Source organism: Mesorhizobium sp. U510, from assembly GCF_059180695.1.
Genome location: NZ_CP180532.1, coordinates 4785265 through 4804550, shown reverse-complemented (window position 1 = coordinate 4804550; position 19286 = coordinate 4785265). Strand labels below are relative to the sequence as shown.

Genomic DNA, 19286 nt, shown 5'->3' with positions numbered 1-19286 from the left:
AGCTATCTCGCAGGCCGGGGCTTTTGCCGCAACCGCTAGCCGCTCCAATCTTCTGGGCCAGTTGCAGCGGCGTGATGTTGCAAAACAGGCATGTTGCGAGCGGAACCCGATAGGCCAGTGGGCGTTGAGTCCCGATATTCAGCCGAGCTTCGCAGGGCATCTTGCCTTTCAGCATCGACAGGAGAGTTTCGATGAGACCATTCGCGCAATTTGCGCTTGCTGGCTGTCTATTGGTCGCGGCAGGCACGGCACACGCCGATGAGACCAAGTTTCTCCAGTCGTTCAAGGGTAATTTTGCCGGCAAGGGCACTGTACAGGTCACCACGGATGTGCCGAACGTCAGTGTTTCCTGCAGCTTCAAGTCGAACGCGACCTCAACCTCGCTCTCGCTGGATGGCAGTTGCCGCGGGCTCGTCTTGGTGACACGTGCCATCAGCGCCAAGTTGAACGTCACCGGCGCGAAATACAGCGGCGTCTATGTTGGGTCGCGCACCGGCCCGGCACAGCTGAACGGCAGCCGTTCGGGCAACGCGATCAATCTTGGCATCCGCTGGGCCCAGGAGGTCAATGGCGATCGCAAGGCGCGGATGACGGTCGAGAAGCGAGGCGAGAATGGCATCCGGCTGACGGTCACCGACACCGATCCGACAACCGGCAAGAACGTGGTGACGAGCAGGATCGATCTGACGCGCACCTGACGGTCTGACCTGAATCGCAACACATCCGGTATCCAGGCTCAGTCTTCAAGCGGCTCCGGCGGATGGGCATCGCGTCCTTTGCCGAACGTATAGCCGGTTTCCACCGCCTTGCGGCCGAACTTGTCGCGCAGCGCATCGATGGCGCCCTCCGCCATGGCGCGCTTGCGCGACTGGACGTCGACCAGATCCGGTGGGTCGGCCTTGTCGTCGTCGGAGAGGTCGCTGACGCCGATGCCGAGCAATCGAAATTTCGTTCCGTCCGTTTCCTTGCGAAGAAGCTCCACCCCGGTCTGAAAGATACGGTCGGCGAGCCGGGTCGGGTCGCCGAGCTGGCGGTTGCGCGTGCGCAGCTTGAAATCCTGCGTCTTCAGCTTCAGCACCACGGTGCGTCCGGCAATGCCTGACTTTTTCAACCGCGCCGAGACCTTTTCCGAAAGCCCTCTCAGCACCGAGATCAGTTCGTCCAGCGACGCGATGTCGGTGTCGAAGGTGGTTTCGGCCGATACGCTCTTGGCGTCCTGGTCGGGGTCGACGCGGCGAACGTCCTCGCCACGCGAAAGCCGGTAAAGCCGGTCGCCCATCACGCCGTAGCGGTGCATCAGGTCGCCACGCTCCATCGTCTGAAGCTGGCCGATGGTGCGGATGCCGTCGCGTTCCAGCGTGGCGTTGAACGCCTTGCCGACGCCCCAGATCATGGTCACCGGCTGCGTCGCCAGGAAGCCGACTGCCTCGGCCTCGCCGATGACCGAAAAGCCGCGCGGCTTGCGGAAGTCCGACGCTATCTTGGCGAGGAACTTGCAATAGGATAGGCCCGCGGAAACGGTGATGCCGATCTCCTTCTCGACGGCCAGTGCGAAGCGCGCCAGCACCACGGCCGGCGGCAGGCCGTGCAGCCGTTCGGTGCCGGCGAGGTCGAGAAACGCCTCGTCGATCGAAAGCGGCTCGACCAGCGGCGTCAGCGCCTGCATCATGGCGCGCACCTCGCGGCCGACACGTACATATTTTTCCATGTTGGGCGGGATCACGACCGCCTCGGGGCAGGCCTCGAGCGCCTTGAACATCGGCATGGCGGAGCGCACGCCCCGGATGCGGGCGATGTAGCAAGCGGTGGAGACGACCCCGCGCTTGCCGCCGCCAATGATCAGCGGCTTGTCCTTGAGCGGCGGGTTGTCGCGCTTTTCGATCGCCGCATAGAAGGCGTCGCAATCGATATGTGCGAGATGCAGCCGGTAAAGCTCGGGATGACGGGCAAGGCGAGGGCTGCCGCAGCGCTCGCAGCGGCGCGTTTCACCGCGCTGAAACGTCAGGCAGTCACGGCAAAAACCGTAATCGGGATTGTTGACAGGGGCCGCCATCACTGCGAACATAAAGAGAACAGAGGCAATGGTACGACAGTGCAGGGTCAGCGACAAGCTTGGCCTGGGGAGAACCGTATGAGCACGACCATAGTACCGCTGGCGCCTGAGCTCTGGCCTGATTTCGAGGACCTTTTCGGCAAACAGGGCGCCTGTTACGGCTGCTGGTGCACGCATTTCCGGCTGGCGCCGGCGGCGCGGCGCGAGAGCAGCCGCGAACGCAACAAGGACCACATCAAGGCGCGCATCGAAGCCGGCCCGCCGCCCGGCCTGCTGGCCTTCGAGGATGGGAAGGCGGTTGGCTGGATGCAGATCGGACCGCGCGCCGACGTGCCCGAATGGAACAACAAGGGCAGGGGCTCGGCGCCGATTGATCCCGCCGACGCTTCCGATCCGGCGGTCTGGGCGATCTCCTGCTTTTTCATCCGCGCCAAGGCGCGGGGCCGGGGCATCACGCATCGCCTCGTCGAAGGCGGCATCGATTTCGCCCGCAGCAACGGAGCACGGCTTGTCGAGGCCTGCCCGATCGACCTGTCGCGCGATTCGCGATCGATCGGCCTGTTCGTGGGCTCGTCGGGGGTGTTCGAGAAAGCAGGGTTCGAGAGGCTGGTGGAACGCAAGGCGGGCCGCCCGCTGATGCGGCTGGTGCTGAAGCCGATTGCCTGACCGTCATCATCTTGCAGTTGTGATGGTATTTCCCTACCAGAAGCACGAAACGATTTTTGTCTTTTCGATCGAACGGAGACTTCCCGTGAACCGTATGTTGCCAATTGCCTTTACCGCGCTTCTGCTCAGCGCGCCCGCCTTCGGCCAGACCGTCGACAGCAAGGGCGCGAAGCAATTGTCCGATGACCTGTCCCGCTATGTCGGCAAACAGGCGCTCGACAAGGGCATCCTGAAGGTTTCGGTCGAAGGCGACGCCTACAAGGTCACGTTGGACATCAAGGCGCTTGCCGCGACGTTTCCCGAGCAGGGAAAGGTGAAATTGGACTTCGCGCCCTACGCCGTGCTGGTGAAGCCGCGCAGCGACGGGACCTGGGATGTCTCGATGGATTTTTCGCAAAGCGGATCTTTCGAGTTCAACGGGCCCGAGGGGCTGCAAAGCACGCAGTTTTCGATCAAGGACGGCAAGGGTTCCGGTGTCTATGATCCCAATATGGCGGCCTTCATCAGCGGCGCCAGTTCGTTGGCCGGCATGACGATGGCCTCGAAGGATGCCAAGCAGCAGATGGAGGCCAGCACGGGTGCCGGCACCGCGACGATCGCCGCCACCAAGGCTGCCAATGGCGGCGTCGATTTCACGATGTCGCAAAAAATTTCGAATTTCGCCGAGGCGATCAAACTGGACGATCCCGAGAACGGGCTGAATTTCCCGGTCACCATCAAGTCGCCGGAATTGTCGGTAGAAGCCAGCGGCAAGGGCGTGCAGACGAGGCCGCTGCTCGACCTCCTGGCATTTGCCGTGGCCAATGAGGACGAGAAGACGCTGAAGGCAAACCAGGCGCAGCTCAAGTCGCTTCTGCGCGCAGCGCTTCCGGTGTGGGAGCGCATCGACGGCACCTATGGCTTCAAGGATTTCGCAGTCGACAGCCCGATTGGTACTTTCGGCGCAACCCAGCTCAGCACCGCGTTCGGCAGCGACGGCGTTTCTCAGAGCGGCAAGGTCACCTACGGCATCAAGGCATCGGGGCTGACCGTGCCGCAGCAGCTTTTGCCTAGCTGGAGCGTTGCGTTGCTGCCCACCGATATCGACCTGAACTTCGGCGGTGCCAATATCGATCTCGACAGCATGGCGAAGAAGGCGATCGAAGCCTTTGATCTCAATCAGGATCCGCCGCTGTCGGCCGAGTTTGGCGACCAGCTCAAGGCCGACTTCCTGGCCAAGGCGCCGAAGGTCGTCATCGGCCACAGCGTTGTGAAGAACAAGGACATGGAGATCGCGCTGGAAGGCGAGATGACGAGCTTCGGGCAGAAACCCGACGCAAATCTCACTGTCGATGTCGCCGGCTTCGACAAGATCATGGCGCATCTGCAGGAAGCGGCAAAGGCGGAGCCGGAGGTCGGGCAGTATGTGCCTGTCGCTCTCATGGTCAAGGGTTTTGCCAAGACGCTGCCGGACGGCCGGCTGGAATGGGCCGTCAGCACCAAGGCCGACGGCTCGGTCACCGTCAACGGCGTCATGCTGAAGCCCGCCGATCCGGCGGTGGACGACAGCGTCGGCGACGGTGACGGCGCGGACGACAGCAGCGGCGGCGACAATGGCGATGGCGCCAATGGTGGCGGCAGCGACAATGGCGGAGCCGGTGCGAAGCTGAATCCTTGAGGGTTCGGCTTTTCTGCAATTCCGGGAAAAGCGCATGGCGCTTTTCCTGAGATTGCGTCTGACGTTTAGAGCCCCAGCGCGCCGGCGATCCTCGGCCCGGCTTCGTGCCAGTCCTGGACGACGATGACATCGTCCGGGACCGGCGGCAGGAAGGCGCGCAGCGAATTGTCGGCCATCAGGTGGAAGAGACTGGCGTCGGCGACGGATTCGCGCACAGACGCCAGATTGTGCGGCTGGTCGTCGACGAAGACCACAGGCCGGCCACTCTTGCCGCGCAGCCTGGCCACTGCCGGTCCCTTGGCCATCTCGGTGGTCAGCAGCGGATAGCTCAGCCCGAGCGCGTCGAGATGCGCGCGGCGCACGGCACGATGCCGGTGCGGCATGGCCGTCAGCATTATGATTTCCGCGCGGTTGCCAAGCCTTGCCAAGGTTTCCGCGGCGCCGTCGGTTATGCTTTGCCAATCGGCCTGGGTGTCGAAGAAATCGCCCAGAAGTGCCGTCACTTCTGGCTGTTCGATCAGACGGCCGCTGGCCGTTTCGGCAATGTTGCCGGTCAGCCGGAAGGACGCCAGCGTCAGGCCATAGCCGCGCGACTTCAAGAAATGCGGGAAGGGGCGAATGAATTCGAGCACGACGTCGTCGACGTCGAGCACCAGCAGCGGCCGGTCGTCCGCTGACAGTTCCTCGATCTGGCGCGCGGTCTCGGGATCATCGCTCATATGGAAAGCTCGTGGTTGTCGTCGCCGAGCGGCAGTGCGCGCAACGCCTTGCCGACGGCGGCCGGCGGCGTACCGGTTTCCTCGGCAAAGCGCATCAGGGTCGGCTCATGGGCAAGGATAAACTGCAGCACGCCAGCCAAAAAGCCCGGCTCGCCGGCGGCCTTGCGGATCGAATGCGCCTCTATGCCGGTGATCGCCAGAAAGCGCGGCAACAGCTCCGGATCAGAGGCGACGAAGCCCAGCGCCTTCACGGCAATGGTTTCAGCCTCTTCGCGCATTGACGCCGCGTTTGCCATCACTACCTTCGGTACGTGGAATGAGTCTCTTCCGCAGTAATGGCAAGATTTGCTTGCGGCAAGCCTTTACAGCGCCGCGCGCCGTTTGGACGCGCAGCGAGGCGAGGTGGAATTCGCGCTGCTTTGCAGCCCGGAGGTTTCCGTTTCGTCAATCATATTGCCGTATAGTGAAGCAGGGTTTGGTGCGTTCAACCGGGAGCGCATGACGGCCACCTTCGAGCGGAAGGACGGCCGGGACGGGATGTCGATGCCTAAGAAGGTTATGATCGTCGAGGACAATGAGCTCAACATGAAGCTCTTTCGGGACCTCATCGAAGCGAGCGGTTACGAGACGGTGCGCACCCGCAATGGTCTGGAGGCGCTCGACCTGGCACGTCAGCACCGGCCGGATCTCATCCTTATGGACATCCAGCTGCCCGAGGTGTCGGGGCTGGAAGTGACCAAATGGCTGAAGGAAGATGACGATCTGCACGTCATTCCGGTCATCGCCGTGACCGCCTTCGCCATGAAAGGCGATGAGGAACGCATCCGCCAGGGCGGCTGCGAGGCCTATATTTCGAAGCCGATCTCGGTGCCTCGTTTCATCGAAACCATCAAATCTTACCTGGGCGATGCCTGATGTCCCTTTCCAGCCGAGCCGGAGCGTTGTGAAATGACCGCGCGGATCCTCGTCGTCGACGACATCCCTGCCAATGTGAGGCTGCTGGAGGTCCGGCTGCTGGCCGAATATTTCGAGGTGCTGACGGCCACCAACGGGCCTGACGCCATCGAGACCTGTGAAAACGGCAAGGTCGATGTCGTGCTGCTCGACGTGATGATGCCCGACATGGACGGGTTCGAGGTCTGCCGTAGGCTGAAGAGCGATCCCGCGACGTCGCACATCCCGGTGGTGATGATCACCGCGCTCGACCAGGTTTCCGACCGCGTGCGCGGGCTCGAGGCCGGCGCCGACGATTTCCTGACCAAGCCGGTTAACGACCTGCAGCTGATGACACGGGTCAAGAGCCTGGTCCGGTTGAAGTCTCTCACAGACGAACTCAGGCTACGGGCCTCGACGACGCGCAATATCGGCATCGAAGAGCTGCTCAGCCGCAATTTCGCGTCCGAGGACACGGCGCCGAAAGTGCTGTTGATCGACGAGCGCAAATCGTCTGTCGAGCGCATCCAGAAAATGCTGCTCGACCGTGCCGACCTCGATGTTATCGGCGACCCGCATGCCGGGTTCTTTCAAGCCGCCGAGACGTCCTATGAATGCGTGATGATCTCGACGGCCTTCGCCGATTTCGATCCGCTGCGGCTCTGCTCACAATTGCGCTCGCTCGACCGCACCCGTTTCGTGCCGATCATCCTTTTGGCGGAAGAGGGCGAGGAGGAGCGTATCATCCGCGGTCTCGAACTCGGCATCAACGATTATCTGATGCGGCCGATCGACCAGCAGGAGCTGACGGCGCGGCTGCGCACCCAGGTGCGCCGCAAGCGCTACAACGACCAATTGCGCGCCAGTGTCACCCAGACCATCGAGATGGCGGTGACCGACGGCCTGACCGGGCTGCACAACCGCCGCTACCTCGACAGCCATCTGCAGACGCTGTTCGACCGCGCCGTGGCGCGGCGCCGGCCGCTGTCGGTGATGATCACCGATCTCGACCGTTTCAAGTCGATCAATGATGCCTATGGCCATGATGGCGGCGACGAGGTGCTGCGGGAATTCGCGCGGCGGCTGCGCAAGAATGTCAGGGGTATCGACCTTGCTTGCCGGTTCGGCGGCGAGGAGTTCGTCGTGGTGATGCCCGACACCGATGGCGCCGTTGCCGAGAAAGTGGCCGAACGCATTCGCGCCGAAATCGCCCAGAAGCCTTTCGCCATCGGCGCCGACGGCAAGACGATCGAGGTTACCGTCAGCGTCGGCGTGTCGTCGGTGCTGAAGGGCGTGGATACGGTGGCGGCGCTGATGAAGCGCGCCGATCTCGCGCTCTACGAAGCCAAGAGCGGTGGCCGCAACCGCGTTGTAGCCAAGGCGGCGTGAGCATCCGCGACCGATTCCACGGTCAATCCAACAAGGTTAGCTATTTACCTTAATCCAAGCGATTCGCGAGCCTTGGTTAAGAAACTGTTGATTTTCATAAGCTCTTGCGTAAATGTGAAGGCCAAGACGAAGCCGGCACGAGAGTAGACAACCGGCTCGATCCCTAGAAATACCCCATGATGCTCAGGTCCGCCGCATCTCCTGGGTCCGTGGGGTCGGCCGGCCGGCGCTGGCACATAGTGGCCTCCTCGTACCGCTGCCAAACGCCGACCGGCCCCCTTCCTCCAAACAGAACATCAGAACTTCGTGCCAAGGCACGAAGGACTCTGATTTTTTTGCCTGTGAGCAATCTGGGCTCCCGTCTTCGATCCGCGGCTGTCGGCCGGCCAAAGCGACCCGCGCGGGAGAGGACCCCTTCCATTCATACATATGGCGCACAAGGGGCTTGCGGCAAGACCCGGCTCCTCCCGTAAAAAACCCGCAGATCAGGCGCGAAAACGGGAGTGGCGATCAATGATTTCAGAGCATGCGGTGGTGATCGCCGGGGGCGGCCCGTCAGGATTGATGCTGGCGGGGGAACTCGCGCTGGCAGGGATCGATGTGGCCATTGTCGAGCGGCGGCTGGACCAGCAGCTGATCGGGTTGCGCGCGGGCGGCCTGCACGCGCGTACCATCGAAATTCTCGATCAGCGCGGAATCGCCGACCGGTTTGTCTCGCAGGGGCAGAGCTTCCCGACCGTCGGCTTCCACATGATCCGTTTGGATATCAGCGACTTTCCCAGCCGGCACAACTACCTGCTGGCGCTGCGTCAAAACCACATAGAGCGGATATTGGCCGGCTGGATCAACGAGTTGGGGGTGCCGATCCATCGCGGACAGGACGTCACTGGTTTCGCGCAGGAGGATGGCGGCGTCGACGTGGAGCTGTCCGGTGGCCAACGGTTGCGGGCGCAATACCTCGTCGGCTGCGACGGAGGGCGCAGCACGATCCGCAAGGCGGCGGGCATTGAGTTCCCCGGATGGGATCCGACGATGAGTTGGATGATCGCCGAGGTCGAAATGTCTGGGGAGCCGGCATTGGGCTTTCGCAGCGACGCCTACGGAATTCATGCGATAGGCAAGACCGAGGAAAGCGGCCGGGTGGGTGTCGTGTTGACCGAGAGGCAGTTGACCATCGGTGGCGAACCGACGCTGGCCGATCTCAGCGAGGCGCTTGTCGCAGTCTATGGCACGGATTACGGGGTTCACAATCCGACCTGGATCTCCCGCTTTACCGACGTGACACGGCAGGCCGCCGCCTACCGCGACAGACGTGTCCTGCTGGCCGGCGACGCCGCGCACATCCATCCTCCGATGGGCGGGCAGGGGCTCAACATCGGCGTGCAGGACGCGGTCAATCTGGGGTGGAAGCTGGCCCAGGTGGTCAAGCTGATATCACCGGAAAGCCTTCTCGACAGCTATCACACCGAGCGTCATCCGATCGCCGCTCGCGTCCTGCGCAACGCGAAGGCACAGGTTGCGCTTCGTCGTATGGATGCCAGCACCAAGGCATTGAACGACACTTTTGTCGAACTGCTTGGCATGGATCAGCCGCGCAAACGGATCGCCGCGGAGATGTCCGGTCTGGGCATCCACTACGATCTCGGTGTGGGACATCCACTGCTTGGGCGGCGAATGCCCGACCTCGACCTGGCCACGGCCAGCGGTCCAGTGCGGGTCTTCAGCTTGCTTCATGACGCCCGGCCGGTGCTTCTCAACCTGGGCGAACCAGGCAGGCTGGACATTGCGCCCTGGGCGGATCGGGTCCGGCAGATCGAGGCTGGATATGACGGCCCCTGGGAGCTGCCGGTTCTCGGGACGGTCGCCGCGCCCGCCGCCGTTTTGATCCGGCCCGATGGCTATGTGGCCTGGGTTGGGGTCGGAACCCAACAGGGGTTGGCCGAGGCGCTGACCATCTGGTTCGGGCCGCCCGCCAGTTAGCGGATAAGATGGAGGCGGGTCCACGCAATGTCCTGAAGCGCATCGCGTGGCAGCTTGCGACAAGGCAAAAGCCGACAGTTCTCCTGACAATCGATTGACAGGAGGTTTCATCTGTGCAGAAATTGGTTGGACCATTGGACCACTTGAATTCAGGAGGATTTGTGGACCAGAACAGCCTGCCACCCATTCAGACGACGGCGCGCGATGACGCCGTGCTGAAGGCGTTAGTGGGTTTTGTTCGCGCCGAGGCCTTGCAACCCGGCGACCGGCTTCCGACCGAACGCATCCTGGCCGAGCGGCTGAAGGTCAGCCGCAACACGGTGCGCGAGGCGCTGACGCGGTGGGAGGGGCTTGGCCTGGTTGAGCGCCGGCAAGGCAGCGGCACCTACCTCAAGGCGGCTGTTTCGCCCGACATGCTGCACATGCCGCTGACGCTGGCAGGCGGCAACGACTTCACCAGCCTGATGCATACGCTTGAAATTCGCCGCGCGCTGGAAGCGGAGGCCGCGGCCCTTTGTGCCGAACGCGCGAGCCCCGCGGACATTGCCGAAATCAAGCGCAAGCTCGACATCATGGAGCAGGCCTTCCGCACCCGTGACGGCATGTCGTCGGAAGAGGACTGGGAGTTCCATCAGGCGATCTACCGGGTCTCCGGCAATCCGCTGTTCGAGCAGATCATCGCCGCGATGCACGAACTGTTCCATCGCTTCTGGGAGCATCCGCTCGGCGTGCGCGATTTCGGCCACGCCAGCTTTCCCTATCACCGCACCATCTACGAATGCATTGCCGCGCGCGACCCGCAAGGCGCCCGTGCCGAGGCGCTCAAGCTGATCGCCACCGTCGAGGACGATCTCAAACGCGGTGCGGCCAAACTCAAACTTTCGAGCCAGACATGAACGAGCATCCGACCGGTTTCGATCACGACTATCTCGCCGAGGCGGCGACGCTTTTGGCGCATGACGAGCCGTTCCCGGGTGGCGCGGTGGTGCCGCCGATCTACCAGACCTCGCTGTTTACCTTCGCCAGCTACGCCGAAATGGCCGACACATTTGCCGGCAAACGAAAGCAGCCAATCTATTCGCGCGGCGACAATCCGACGGTGATGGAGTTCGAGGCGCGCGTGGCCGCGCTCGAGGGCGCGGAGGCCGCGCGCGGCTTTTCCAGCGGCATGGCGGCCATCAGCGCCACCGTGCTTGCCTTTGTCGGGGCGGGTGAGCGCATCGTGGCGGTGCGCAATTGCTACGGCGATGCCTACCGGCTGTTCGAGCGGCTTTTGCCGCGGCTCAACATCAAGGTCGACTATGTCGACGGCTCCGACCCGGATGCGGTGGCGGCGGCACTTCCGGGCGCCAAGCTGCTCTACCTGGAGAGCCCAACCTCGATGATCTTCGAACTCCAGGACATCGCGCATCTGACCCGGCTGGCGAAAGAGCAGGGCATTGTCACCACGATCGACAATTCCTGGGCGACGCCGGTGTTCCAGAAGCCGATCTCGCACGGCGTCGACCTGGTGCTGCATTCGGCCTCGAAATATCTCGGCGGCCACAGCGACACGGTCGCCGGCGTGGTGGCGGGCTCGGCCGCTCATATCAAGCATATCAACGAGCAGACCTATTCCTATCTCGGCGGCAAGCTGTCGCCATTCGAGGCCTGGTTGCTGCTGCGCGGCCTGCGCACGCTGCCGCTGCGCCTGCCGCACCACATGAAGAGCGGCCTCACCATCGCCGAACGGCTGAAGGCGCATGCCCATGTCGAGCGCGTCAACCATCCCGCCTATTCGAACCATCCCGGCAAGGCGACGCTGGCCGGCTATGCCGGACTGTTCTCCTTCGAGGTGACGGACGATATCGACATCCCGGTCTTTGTCGACGCGCTGAAATATTTCCGCATCGGCGTCAGCTGGGGCGGGCACGAAAGCCTGGTCGTGCCGGCCAAAGCGTCGCTGGAGCAGACGCCGGGACTGAATTCGATGGCGCGCTTCGGCGTCAGCCCCCGAACCATCCGCTTCAATGTCGGATTGGAAAGTGTCGAAGACCTCTGGGCCGACGTCGCTCAGGCCTTCGAAAAAGCCAGAAAATAACAAACGGGTTCAAAATGGGAGTCTTGAACATGAAAAAACTGACCGTCATGCTTGCCACCGTTGCGGGGCTGGCGATTTCCGCCGGGAGCGCGCTGGCCGATTCGACCCTGAAGATGGTCGAAGTCATCACCAGCCCGCCGCGCACCGAATTCCTGAAAAAGCAGATCGCCGAGTTCGAGGCCGCAAATCCCGGCGTCAAGGTCGAGCTGATCTCGCTGCCCTGGGGCCAGGCCTTCGAAAAGTTCCTGACCATGGTGCAGGCCGGCGACACGCCCGATGTGGTCGAGATGCCGGAACGCTGGATGGGCCTCTATGCCAACAATGCCCAGCTCGAGGATCTCGGTCCCTACATGGCCAAATGGGACGACGCCAAGACGCTGGGCGAGCGCGCCAAGCAGTTCGGCTCGACCGTCAACAACACCCAGTTCATGATCCCCTACGGCTACTATGTGAATGCGCTGTTCTGGAACAAGAAGCTGTTCAAGCAAGCCGGCCTCGACGGCCCGCCGGCGACGCTCGACGAGTTCGTCGCCGACTCCAAGAAGATCTCCGCCATTCCGGGCAAATACGGCTACTGCCTGCGCGGCGGACCCGGCGCCTTCAACGGCATGCACATGTTCATGAATATCGCCCAGGGCAAGGGCGGATACTTCAACGAGGACGGCACCTCGACCATCAATGAGGAGGGCTCGGTCAAGGGCCTACAGATGCTTGCCGACATGTACAAGGAAGGCCTGGCGCCGAAGGATGCGGTGAGCTGGGGCTTCAACGAAACCGTCACCGGTTTCTATTCCGGCACGTGCGCCATGCTCAACCAGGATCCGGACGCGCTGCTCGGCATCGCCGACAAGATGAGCGCCGACGACTTCGCCGTGGCACCACTGCCGGTCGGTCCGAGCGGCAAGTCCTATCCGACGCTCGGCTATGCCGGCTGGGCGATGTTCGCCAATTCGCAGCACAAGGACGATGCCTGGAAGCTGATGTCGACGCTTCTGTCGCCCAAGGACAATCTCGAATGGGCCAAGGAAGTCGGCGTGGTGCCGATCCACAACGGCGCCGACCAGGATCCGCATTTCAAGACCGAACAGTTCAAGGGCTGGTTCACAGAGCTCAGCGACACCTCCAAATATGAAATGGTGACGCCGCCGACGCATCTGGAAAACCTCGGCAATTTCGTCGACCAGGTGGCGATCAAGAATTTCCAGGAAGTGCTGCTTGGCCAAAAGACCGCCAAGGACGTCGCCGACCAGTGGGCCGCCTTCCTGACCAAGGAACAGCAGGACTGGCTGGCGAAGAACAAGAAATGATGCCTCCTCCTTCTCCCCGTTTTACAGGGAGAAGGTGTCACGAAGTGACGGATGAGGGGCGGCGCCATACGTCGACAGGTTCGCGCCGCCCTCATCTGCCTGCCTGCATCTTCTCCCCGCCGTACGGGAAGAAGAACGCTGTTTTGCCTCCTGGCACCCATCCTCCACCGTAGAGCCCAATCGATGACCTACGCCGTGTCCGAAATCCGATCCGCCGGCAAGCCGCGACGAAAGCGGCTGTCGCACGCCGCCATCGAGCCCTGGCTATATCTCAGCCCGGCGATCATCCTGCTGGTCGTGGTGCTTTTGGTGCCGCTGGTCATCGGCATCAGCTATTCCTTCCGCAAATTCTCGGCCTTCAAGTCGGAATATGTCGGGCTTGGCCAGTATCAGGCGATGCTGTCGGACCAGGTGCTGGGCCAGGCGCTGGTCAACACGCTGTGGTGGACGGCCGCCAGCCTGTTCTTCCAGTTCTTCCTCGGCCTTGGCCTGGCGCTGTTGCTCGACAAGCCGTTCCGCGGCCGCAAGGCGGTGCAGGCGCTGGTGTTCCTGCCCTGGGCGGTGCCATCCTTCCTATCGGGCCTGACCTGGGCCTGGCTGTTCAATCCGATCATCGGGCCACTGCCGCACTGGTTGTTCGCGCTGGGGCTGAAGGCGGAGCCGACCAATGTGCTCTCCGATCCTGCCACGGCGATGTGGGGGCCGATCGTCGCCAATGTCTGGTTCGGCATTCCGTTCTTCGCCATCACGCTGCTGGCGGCGCTGAAGTCCATCCCGTCGGAACTGCACGAGGCGGCGGCGATCGACGGCGCTTCGCCCTGGCAGCGCTTCACCAAGGTGACGCTGCCGTTCCTGGCGCCGACGATTGCCATCACTGTGATGCTGCGCACCATCTGGATCGCCACCTTCGCCGACCTCATCTTCGTCATGACCGAAGGCGGACCGGCCGGCTCGACCAACACGGTACCGGTCTACATCTATGTCAGCGCCTTCAAATCGCTGGACAAGGGCTATGCCTCGGCGGTGGCCGTGCTGCTGCTCGTCCTGCTGATTGCCTATGCGATCGCGCTGATCGGCATCCGCCGCTCCCTGGTGAGGCACGTCTGATGATCGCGGGACGCTCAATCTCACAACGGTTCTTCGGCGGTGTCGGCCTTTACGCGGCAATCGCAGCCTATGTGGTCTTCGCCCTGTTCCCGATCTACTGGACGCTGAAGATATCGGTCACTCCGGAACGGCTGCTCTATTCCGAAGGCATCACCTTCTGGCCGTCGCACATGACGCTGCAGAACTTCGTCACCGTGCTCGAGGCCACCGATTTCCCGCGCTATTTCCTCAATAGCGTCATCGTCTCGGTGTCGACGGCGGCCTTGGTGACAATCATCGCCACGCTCGCCGGCTACGCCATGTCGCGCTTCACCTTTCGCGGCAAGGCGGCGCTGGCCTTGATGCTGCTTTTGACCCAGACCTTCCCGCTGGTCATGGTCATTCCGCCGATCTACCGCGTGATGGGGCAGATCGGCCTGATCAACAGCCTGACGGGGCTGATCATCATCTACACCGCCTTCAACACCGCCTTTGCCACCTTCCTGATGCAGTCCTTCTTCGACGGCATCCCGAAGGATCTGGAAGAGGCCGCCATGATCGACGGCTGCACGCGTGCGCAGGCGATGCGCAAGGTGATCGTGCCGCTGACGCTGCCCGGCATGGGCGCGACGCTCGGCTTCGTCTTCACCGCCGCCTGGAGCGAGCTTTTGTTCGCACTGATGCTGATCTCCAGCGACGACCAGAAGACTTTCGCCGTCGGCCTGCTCACCTTCATCGGCAAGTTCGCCGTCGACTGGGGGCAGATGATGGCGGCGTCGATCCTGGCGCTGATCCCGGTCTGCATCTTCTTCGCTTTCCTGCAACGCTATCTCGTCACCGGCCTGACCGCCGGCGCCGTCAAAGGATAGATCGATGGCCTCTGTTACGCTCGAAAAAGTCCGCAAGGATTATGGCGCCGTCCGCGTCCTGCACGCGGTCGATCTTGAAATCGCCGATGGCGAGTTCGTTGTCCTGGTCGGGCCGTCCGGCTGCGGCAAGTCCACGCTTTTGCGCATGATCGCCGGGCTGGAGGAGGCTTCAGGCGGCGAGATCCGCATCGGCGAGCGGCTGGTCAATGATGTGGCACCCAAGGACCGCGATATCGCCATGGTGTTCCAGTCCTACGCGCTCTACCCGCACATGGATGTGTCGAAGAACATGGGCTTCAGCCTGCTCCTGAAGAAGGCGCAGAAGTCCACGATCGATGCAAGGGTGGATGGCGCAGCCAAGCGGCTCGGGCTCGACACGTTCCTGCAACGCTTGCCGCGGCAATTGTCGGGCGGCCAGCGCCAGCGCGTTGCCATGGGCCGCGCCATCGTGCGTGACCCCAAGGTGTTCCTGTTCGACGAGCCGCTGTCCAACCTCGACGCCAAGCTGCGCGTGCATATGCGTGCCGAAATCAAGGCGCTGCACCAGCAGTTGAAGACCACCTCGGTCTACGTCACCCACGACCAGATCGAAGCGATGACCATGGCCGACCGGATCGTCGTCATGCATGATGGGCTGATCCAGCAGGTCGGCGCGCCGCTCGATCTCTATGATCGGCCGGCCAACATGTTCGTTGCCGGGTTCATCGGTTCCCCGGGCATGAATTTCCTGCCGGCAACCGTGGAGAAGGCCGGAAAGGTGGACGCGGTGCTTTCCGATGGCCAGAAGCTGCGGCTGCCGGATGGCCTGCCGCTCAAGGATGGCGACGCGATCACCATCGGCCTGCGGCCCGAACATATAAGGCTGGCCGATGACGGCGCGCTGCGGGGCGAGGTGGTGGTGGTGGAGCCGCTCGGGCTTTCGACGCAGTTCTACGTCAAACTGGCCAACCAGCAGCTCTGCGTCTTTGCCATGGGGCGGGCCGGCGTGAAGCCCGGCGACACCGTGCGGCTGGCGGCCGATCCGGCGGCGCTGCATCTCTTCGATCCGAAAAGCGGCGATCGCATCGGCTGAAGGAGCTTTCGGGCGGGGTTGAGGGAACCCAGCCCGCAGCTTCGGCAGTCGGTGCGCTGCAATTGCCGGGGCAGGTACCCTGCTTCACCAGATTTACGAGGCTCCGTCGCTTCGAAAGGAGAAGCGGGGTTTTTCGTGCCGCCAAACCCGCGTATCGTGCGGGCTATTTGTTGCGCTACTTCGGCGGCCGACTTCTCGGGAAAGGCACGATCGTCAGAGGCGACTTCTGAAATTCCGCAGCCGCTATTTCTTCGATCATCACATCTAGCCTGGCGCGGATCCTCTGACTTGTTTCGTCCTCGCCGCACAGGCGGTTTTGTGCGCATTCCAACAGCTCGCGCGCCGCTGCAAAATCGCTTTGCATCGCAACACCCACTAGCCAACCCAACGCCGCATCGTCCTCCCACTTAGTTTAGGGATTACTAATAGATGAATCGGCAATTTAAGGAATATCGTCTCGTGGTTTAGCCATATTGGCTACCTGACGCGTTATGCTGGCCGTCACTTATCTTAACAAAAACACTGACTTAGATACGAAAACGCCGCCCGATGGGCGGCGTTTTTGTTCGCAAAGGGAAAACCCAGATTACTTGATCTTGGTTTCCTTGAATTCGACGTGCTTCTTGGCGACCGGGTCGTACTTGCGGAACGACAGCTTGTCGGTCTTGGTACGGCTGTTCTTGCTGGTCACGTAGAAGAAACCGGTGTCGGCGGTCGACAGAAGCTTGATCTTGATGTTTGCGGCTTTGGCCATGGTATCAGTCCGTTTGTTCGTGGGGTTTTGGCCGCTGGAGCACGGGAAAACACCCGGACGCGGGAAACTTGGCGCGACACATAAAGAACGTGCCTGGAAAGTCAAGCCCGGCGGAGCTTCTCGACCCCACCGGAACCGCCCCATGGCCTCAAATCATGCGGTTTCTGTCTCCGGCGCCGCAATCTTTTTCCAGTCCCCGGTGGTGTTCCACCAGCAATTCGGATTGGCACGGTCGTCCAGCCCCTTGGAACGGCTGGCGAGGATCGGCTGGATGCGGATCACCGGCTCCTGGTAGGAATGGGCCTGGAAAATCGCCTCGACGACACGGCTGGCCAATGCCTGGTCGTCGGGCAATTCGAATGACACCTCGACCGTGCCCGGGCGGCGGCGCAATTCGGTCTCGGCGCCGGCCGCGGCCCCTTCGAGCGGCCTGTAACGCTCGATGCCATGCGCCGACTGATAGGCGTTGCGGTCATATTTGCCCATCGCCAGCGGGGCGATCGCAACCACCGCGTCCATGATGCGGTCGATATCCGCCGCCGGTGCCTGGAAGGTCACAAGCAGCAGAAGCGTCATTCGCAGGGATGTGGTTTCAAAGCCGCTGTCGATCATGGGAGTGTCCTCAACTACCGATGTTTTAGGGACACTCTTTTACCGCGCGGCTGCTGACATGGTTCTGTCAGCAGCCTGCCGCGTGCGGGAACAGAATCGCTATCCCCGACGCTACAAAAGGATCTTGCGTACCAGCCTGAAGCAGACCAGGGCGATGTAGGCGCCGAAGAAGAGGCCAAGCGACCAGCCGAAGCCGGAAGGCCCGAAACTGTCCATGCCGATGCCGATCGCCTGTGGGCCAAGCACCATGCCGACACCGTAGCACAGCACGAAGGCCGCGTTGGCCGACGCCAGTTCGTGGCCGGAGAGCTGCGAACCAAGATGGGCGAGGCCGATCGTGTACATGGCCGCGACGACACCGCCCCAGACGAACAAAAGCGCTGCCATCAAGTGCCAGTTCGCCGCAAAGAAGGGCATGAACAGCGTGCCGGCAAGGCCAACCGTGGCGCAGGCGAGCAGCAGATAGCGCCGGTCCGAAACGCGGTCGCTGATCATGCCGATCGGGATCTGCAGGAGCACATTGCCCAACCCGATCATGGTCAGCAGCAATGCGGCGTCGGCTTCGGAATAGCCGATGCGGTTGCCATAGACCGGGAACAGCGCGAAGCCGCCGGTTTCGACCGCGCCGAACACCAGTACGGCAAAAGTCGCGGTCGGCACCAGCCAGATGTAGCGCAGGAAATTGCTGGTTTCGCCATCGGCGACGATGGAGGGGCTTTCGTTGCGCGCGGCCAGCACCGGTATCGCGGCCAGTGTCACCAGAGCGATGATGACGCCGAACGGCCTGAAGCCGGAGCTGCCGAGATGCGCGAACAGCCATGGCCCGGCGGCAAAACCGAGCGACAGGACGGTGGCGTAGATGCCAAGAACAAGGCCGCGCCGGTGCGGCGGTGCCGATGTGCTGATCCAGAATTCCGACAGGATGAACAGCACCGTCAACGCGATATGCAGCACGATGCGCAGCGGGAACCACATCCAGAAATTGGGCGCGAAATGGAAGCCGACGAAGGCCAGCGCGCCGGTGGCGATCATGGCGATCATCGTCCAGGCGACGCCAAAGCGCATGGCGAGCGGCGTCGCCAGCGGCGCGCCGGCGATCGAGGCCAGGCCGGCGACGGCGGTGTTGAGGCCGATCATCGAAGCCGAGTGGCCGCGCGTTTCCAGGATGACGCTGAGCAGTGGCATGCCGAGGCCAATGGCGATGCCGACGACGCTGATCGACGAGATCGCCGCCACCATTGGCAGCCAGTGTACGCGTTCGTCGCCCTGTGGTTGGGTATCGACCGTCATGGGATGCTGAATACTCTGTCTCGTTGATCTTACGCAATTCCGGACGGAAAACCGCGTCACACTCTTCCTGGAATTGCCCTACAGAAGTTCGCGGGTGAAGCGGTTGCGGACAAGCCGGTAGAACGGCACGGGGCCGCCCGGACGCAGCAGCGGATCATGGGCGAGGCGCTTTTCCAGCTCGTCCAGGATCATTCGGGTGATGTCGGGTATGTCGGCTTCCCTAGCCTTGGCAAGCGGCAGCCAGACCAGTTCCTCGAGTTCATTGGTCGGGCCGCCCCCTGGCAGTTCAATGGCGACGTCGCTGCGCCAGGCGCTGAAGAAACGCGTGTCGAAGCGGCGCACCCGGTTTGGCGGAGTGATAGCGCGCGCGATGAAGCGCAGCGTTTCGAGCGAAGGCCTGACGCCGTGCTCGACAAAACCTTGCCAGTCGCGCTTGTCGGAGGCAAAGGCGGCCCTCTCGCCGATGAGCAAACCGGCTTCCTCATAGGTCTCGCGAATTGCCGACAAGGCGACAGCGCGGGCTCGGGCGGCACTGGTGCGGCCGGGGCCCGCGAGCAGCTTCGCTTCCTCGTCGCGATGCAATGCGGTGGCCGTCGCGATGCGGCTGTCGGCCGGATCGGTGCGGCCGCCGGGAAACACGAATTTTCCGGGCATGAAGGCGTGGCCGGCGTGACGGCGCCCCATCAGCACCAGCACCTCATCGCCCTTGCGGTCGAGCAGAATCAGGGTCGCGGCATCGCGCGGACGCAGGGGCCGGCCGCCATGTGCGGCAAGACCCTTGTCGAGCTTGTCGACATCCGCCTTGGTCATTGCTTCCAT

Annotated in this window: 19 protein-coding genes; 12 read left to right on the top strand and 7 right to left on the bottom strand. The window is 62.6% G+C overall.

The annotated features are described in order from the left end of the window. Positions 1 to 191: 191 nt before the first annotated feature. Complete coding sequence (locus tag ACLGL5_RS25040; RefSeq protein WP_019858407.1) at positions 192 to 698, top strand: hypothetical protein; 507 nt, start codon at positions 192 to 194, stop codon at positions 696 to 698. A gap of 38 nt (positions 699 to 736) precedes the next feature. Here ACLGL5_RS25040 and ACLGL5_RS25035 read toward each other — a convergent pair whose 3' ends face one another. Beyond that, on the bottom strand, positions 737 to 2065 hold the full coding sequence (locus ACLGL5_RS25035; RefSeq protein WP_069092258.1) for a DNA polymerase IV: 1329 nt from the start codon (positions 2063 to 2065) through the stop codon (positions 737 to 739). Positions 2066 to 2131: 66 nt separating this feature from the next. Here ACLGL5_RS25035 and ACLGL5_RS25030 point away from each other — a divergent pair, with 66 nt between their 5' ends. Both ACLGL5_RS25030 and ACLGL5_RS25025 read left to right on the top strand, forming a co-directional pair. Further along, positions 2132 to 2719: a GNAT family N-acetyltransferase gene (locus tag ACLGL5_RS25030; RefSeq protein WP_019858404.1), complete on the top strand. Its 588-nt coding sequence runs from the start codon at positions 2132 to 2134 to the stop codon at positions 2717 to 2719. Positions 2720 to 2804: 85 nt separating this feature from the next. Beyond that, positions 2805 to 4376, top strand: a complete 1572-nt coding sequence (locus ACLGL5_RS25025; protein WP_069093431.1) for a hypothetical protein — start codon at positions 2805 to 2807, stop codon at positions 4374 to 4376. A gap of 65 nt (positions 4377 to 4441) precedes the next feature. On the opposite strand, the gene ACLGL5_RS25020 is transcribed toward ACLGL5_RS25025, so the two are convergent. Beyond that, on the bottom strand, positions 4442 to 5095 hold the full coding sequence (locus ACLGL5_RS25020) for a hypothetical protein (protein ID WP_019858401.1): 654 nt from the start codon (positions 5093 to 5095) through the stop codon (positions 4442 to 4444). Then, positions 5092 to 5391: a DUF3572 domain-containing protein gene (locus tag ACLGL5_RS25015; protein ID WP_027046883.1), complete on the bottom strand. Its 300-nt coding sequence runs from the start codon at positions 5389 to 5391 to the stop codon at positions 5092 to 5094. The genes ACLGL5_RS25020 and ACLGL5_RS25015 overlap by 4 nt, the downstream gene beginning before the upstream one ends. A gap of 247 nt (positions 5392 to 5638) precedes the next feature. On the opposite strand from ACLGL5_RS25015, the gene ACLGL5_RS25010 reads away from it, so the two are divergent. From ACLGL5_RS25010 to ACLGL5_RS24970, 9 genes are all read left to right on the top strand, one after another. Then, on the top strand, positions 5639 to 6010 hold the full coding sequence (locus tag ACLGL5_RS25010) for a response regulator (protein WP_006334976.1): 372 nt from the start codon (positions 5639 to 5641) through the stop codon (positions 6008 to 6010). A 33-nt stretch (positions 6011 to 6043) separates the two neighbouring features. After that, a complete protein-coding gene (locus ACLGL5_RS25005) occupies positions 6044 to 7417 on the top strand; it encodes a PleD family two-component system response regulator (RefSeq protein ID WP_019858398.1) in 1374 nt (457 codons plus the stop codon). A gap of 513 nt (positions 7418 to 7930) precedes the next feature. Then, the gene (locus ACLGL5_RS25000) at positions 7931 to 9397 is read left to right on the top strand and encodes an FAD-dependent monooxygenase (RefSeq protein WP_083246768.1); all 1467 of its coding nucleotides are present in this window, start codon (positions 7931 to 7933) and stop codon (positions 9395 to 9397) included. A 161-nt stretch (positions 9398 to 9558) separates the two neighbouring features. Beyond that, entirely contained in the window at positions 9559 to 10293 is a 735-nt protein-coding gene (locus ACLGL5_RS24995) for a FadR/GntR family transcriptional regulator (protein WP_027046881.1), read from the top strand. Beyond that, a complete protein-coding gene (locus ACLGL5_RS24990) occupies positions 10290 to 11477 on the top strand; it encodes a PLP-dependent transferase (protein WP_069092257.1) in 1188 nt (395 codons plus the stop codon). Before ACLGL5_RS24995 ends, ACLGL5_RS24990 begins: the two co-directional genes overlap by 4 nt. 29 nt (positions 11478 to 11506) lie before the next feature. Further along, the gene (locus ACLGL5_RS24985) at positions 11507 to 12784 is read left to right on the top strand and encodes an ABC transporter substrate-binding protein (protein ID WP_038647038.1); all 1278 of its coding nucleotides are present in this window, start codon (positions 11507 to 11509) and stop codon (positions 12782 to 12784) included. Positions 12785 to 12967: 183 nt separating this feature from the next. Then, positions 12968 to 13891: a carbohydrate ABC transporter permease gene (locus ACLGL5_RS24980; RefSeq protein WP_019858392.1), complete on the top strand. Its 924-nt coding sequence runs from the start codon at positions 12968 to 12970 to the stop codon at positions 13889 to 13891. Further along, entirely contained in the window at positions 13891 to 14739 is an 849-nt protein-coding gene (locus ACLGL5_RS24975; RefSeq protein ID WP_069092256.1) for a carbohydrate ABC transporter permease, read from the top strand. The genes ACLGL5_RS24980 and ACLGL5_RS24975 overlap by 1 nt, the downstream gene beginning before the upstream one ends. A 4-nt stretch (positions 14740 to 14743) precedes the next feature. Beyond that, a complete protein-coding gene (locus ACLGL5_RS24970) occupies positions 14744 to 15811 on the top strand; it encodes an ABC transporter ATP-binding protein (protein WP_019858390.1) in 1068 nt (355 codons plus the stop codon). A gap of 586 nt (positions 15812 to 16397) precedes the next feature. On the opposite strand, the gene rpmG is transcribed toward ACLGL5_RS24970, so the two are convergent. The 4 genes from rpmG to ACLGL5_RS24950 form a co-directional block, all read right to left on the bottom strand. Beyond that, a complete protein-coding gene (rpmG, locus tag ACLGL5_RS24965) occupies positions 16398 to 16565 on the bottom strand; it encodes a 50S ribosomal protein L33 (RefSeq protein WP_006201775.1) in 168 nt (55 codons plus the stop codon). 153 nt (positions 16566 to 16718) lie between these two features. Then, complete coding sequence (locus tag ACLGL5_RS24960; protein ID WP_494372788.1) at positions 16719 to 17177, bottom strand: YqfO family protein; 459 nt, start codon at positions 17175 to 17177, stop codon at positions 16719 to 16721. 111 nt (positions 17178 to 17288) lie between these two features. Then, complete coding sequence (locus tag ACLGL5_RS24955) at positions 17289 to 18467, bottom strand: MFS transporter (RefSeq protein ID WP_010909702.1); 1179 nt, start codon at positions 18465 to 18467, stop codon at positions 17289 to 17291. A gap of 78 nt (positions 18468 to 18545) precedes the next feature. Beyond that, positions 18546 to 19286: an NUDIX hydrolase gene (locus tag ACLGL5_RS24950; protein ID WP_069092255.1), complete on the bottom strand. Its 741-nt coding sequence runs from the start codon at positions 19284 to 19286 to the stop codon at positions 18546 to 18548.

Bases quoted from the DNA above. Each gene is read 5' to 3' on its own strand.
- ACLGL5_RS25040 (WP_019858407.1), top strand. From the start codon at position 192: ATGAGACCATTCGCGCAATTTGCGCTTGCTGGCTGTCTATTGGTCGCG.
- ACLGL5_RS25035 (WP_069092258.1), bottom strand. From the start codon at position 2,065: ATGTTCGCAGTGATGGCGGCCCCTGTCAACAATCCCGATTACGGTTTT.
- ACLGL5_RS25030 (WP_019858404.1), top strand. From the start codon at position 2,132: ATGAGCACGACCATAGTACCGCTGGCGCCTGAGCTCTGGCCTGATTTC.
- ACLGL5_RS25020 (WP_019858401.1), bottom strand. From the start codon at position 5,095: ATGAGCGATGATCCCGAGACCGCGCGCCAGATCGAGGAACTGTCAGCG.
- ACLGL5_RS25015 (WP_027046883.1), bottom strand. From the start codon at position 5,391: ATGGCAAACGCGGCGTCAATGCGCGAAGAGGCTGAAACCATTGCCGTG.
- ACLGL5_RS25010 (WP_006334976.1), top strand. From the start codon at position 5,639: ATGCCTAAGAAGGTTATGATCGTCGAGGACAATGAGCTCAACATGAAG.
- ACLGL5_RS25005 (WP_019858398.1), top strand. From the start codon at position 6,044: ATGACCGCGCGGATCCTCGTCGTCGACGACATCCCTGCCAATGTGAGG.
- ACLGL5_RS25000 (WP_083246768.1), top strand. From the start codon at position 7,931: ATGATTTCAGAGCATGCGGTGGTGATCGCCGGGGGCGGCCCGTCAGGA.
- ACLGL5_RS24990 (WP_069092257.1), top strand. From the start codon at position 10,290: ATGAACGAGCATCCGACCGGTTTCGATCACGACTATCTCGCCGAGGCG.
- ACLGL5_RS24985 (WP_038647038.1), top strand. From the start codon at position 11,507: ATGAAAAAACTGACCGTCATGCTTGCCACCGTTGCGGGGCTGGCGATT.
- ACLGL5_RS24980 (WP_019858392.1), top strand. From the start codon at position 12,968: ATGACCTACGCCGTGTCCGAAATCCGATCCGCCGGCAAGCCGCGACGA.
- ACLGL5_RS24975 (WP_069092256.1), top strand. From the start codon at position 13,891: ATGATCGCGGGACGCTCAATCTCACAACGGTTCTTCGGCGGTGTCGGC.
- ACLGL5_RS24970 (WP_019858390.1), top strand. From the start codon at position 14,744: ATGGCCTCTGTTACGCTCGAAAAAGTCCGCAAGGATTATGGCGCCGTC.
- rpmG (WP_006201775.1), bottom strand. From the start codon at position 16,565: ATGGCCAAAGCCGCAAACATCAAGATCAAGCTTCTGTCGACCGCCGAC.
- ACLGL5_RS24960 (WP_494372788.1), bottom strand. From the start codon at position 17,177: ATGATCGACAGCGGCTTTGAAACCACATCCCTGCGAATGACGCTTCTG.
- ACLGL5_RS24955 (WP_010909702.1), bottom strand. From the start codon at position 18,467: ATGACGGTCGATACCCAACCACAGGGCGACGAACGCGTACACTGGCTG.
- ACLGL5_RS24950 (WP_069092255.1), bottom strand. From the start codon at position 19,286: ATGGAAGCAATGACCAAGGCGGATGTCGACAAGCTCGACAAGGGTCTT.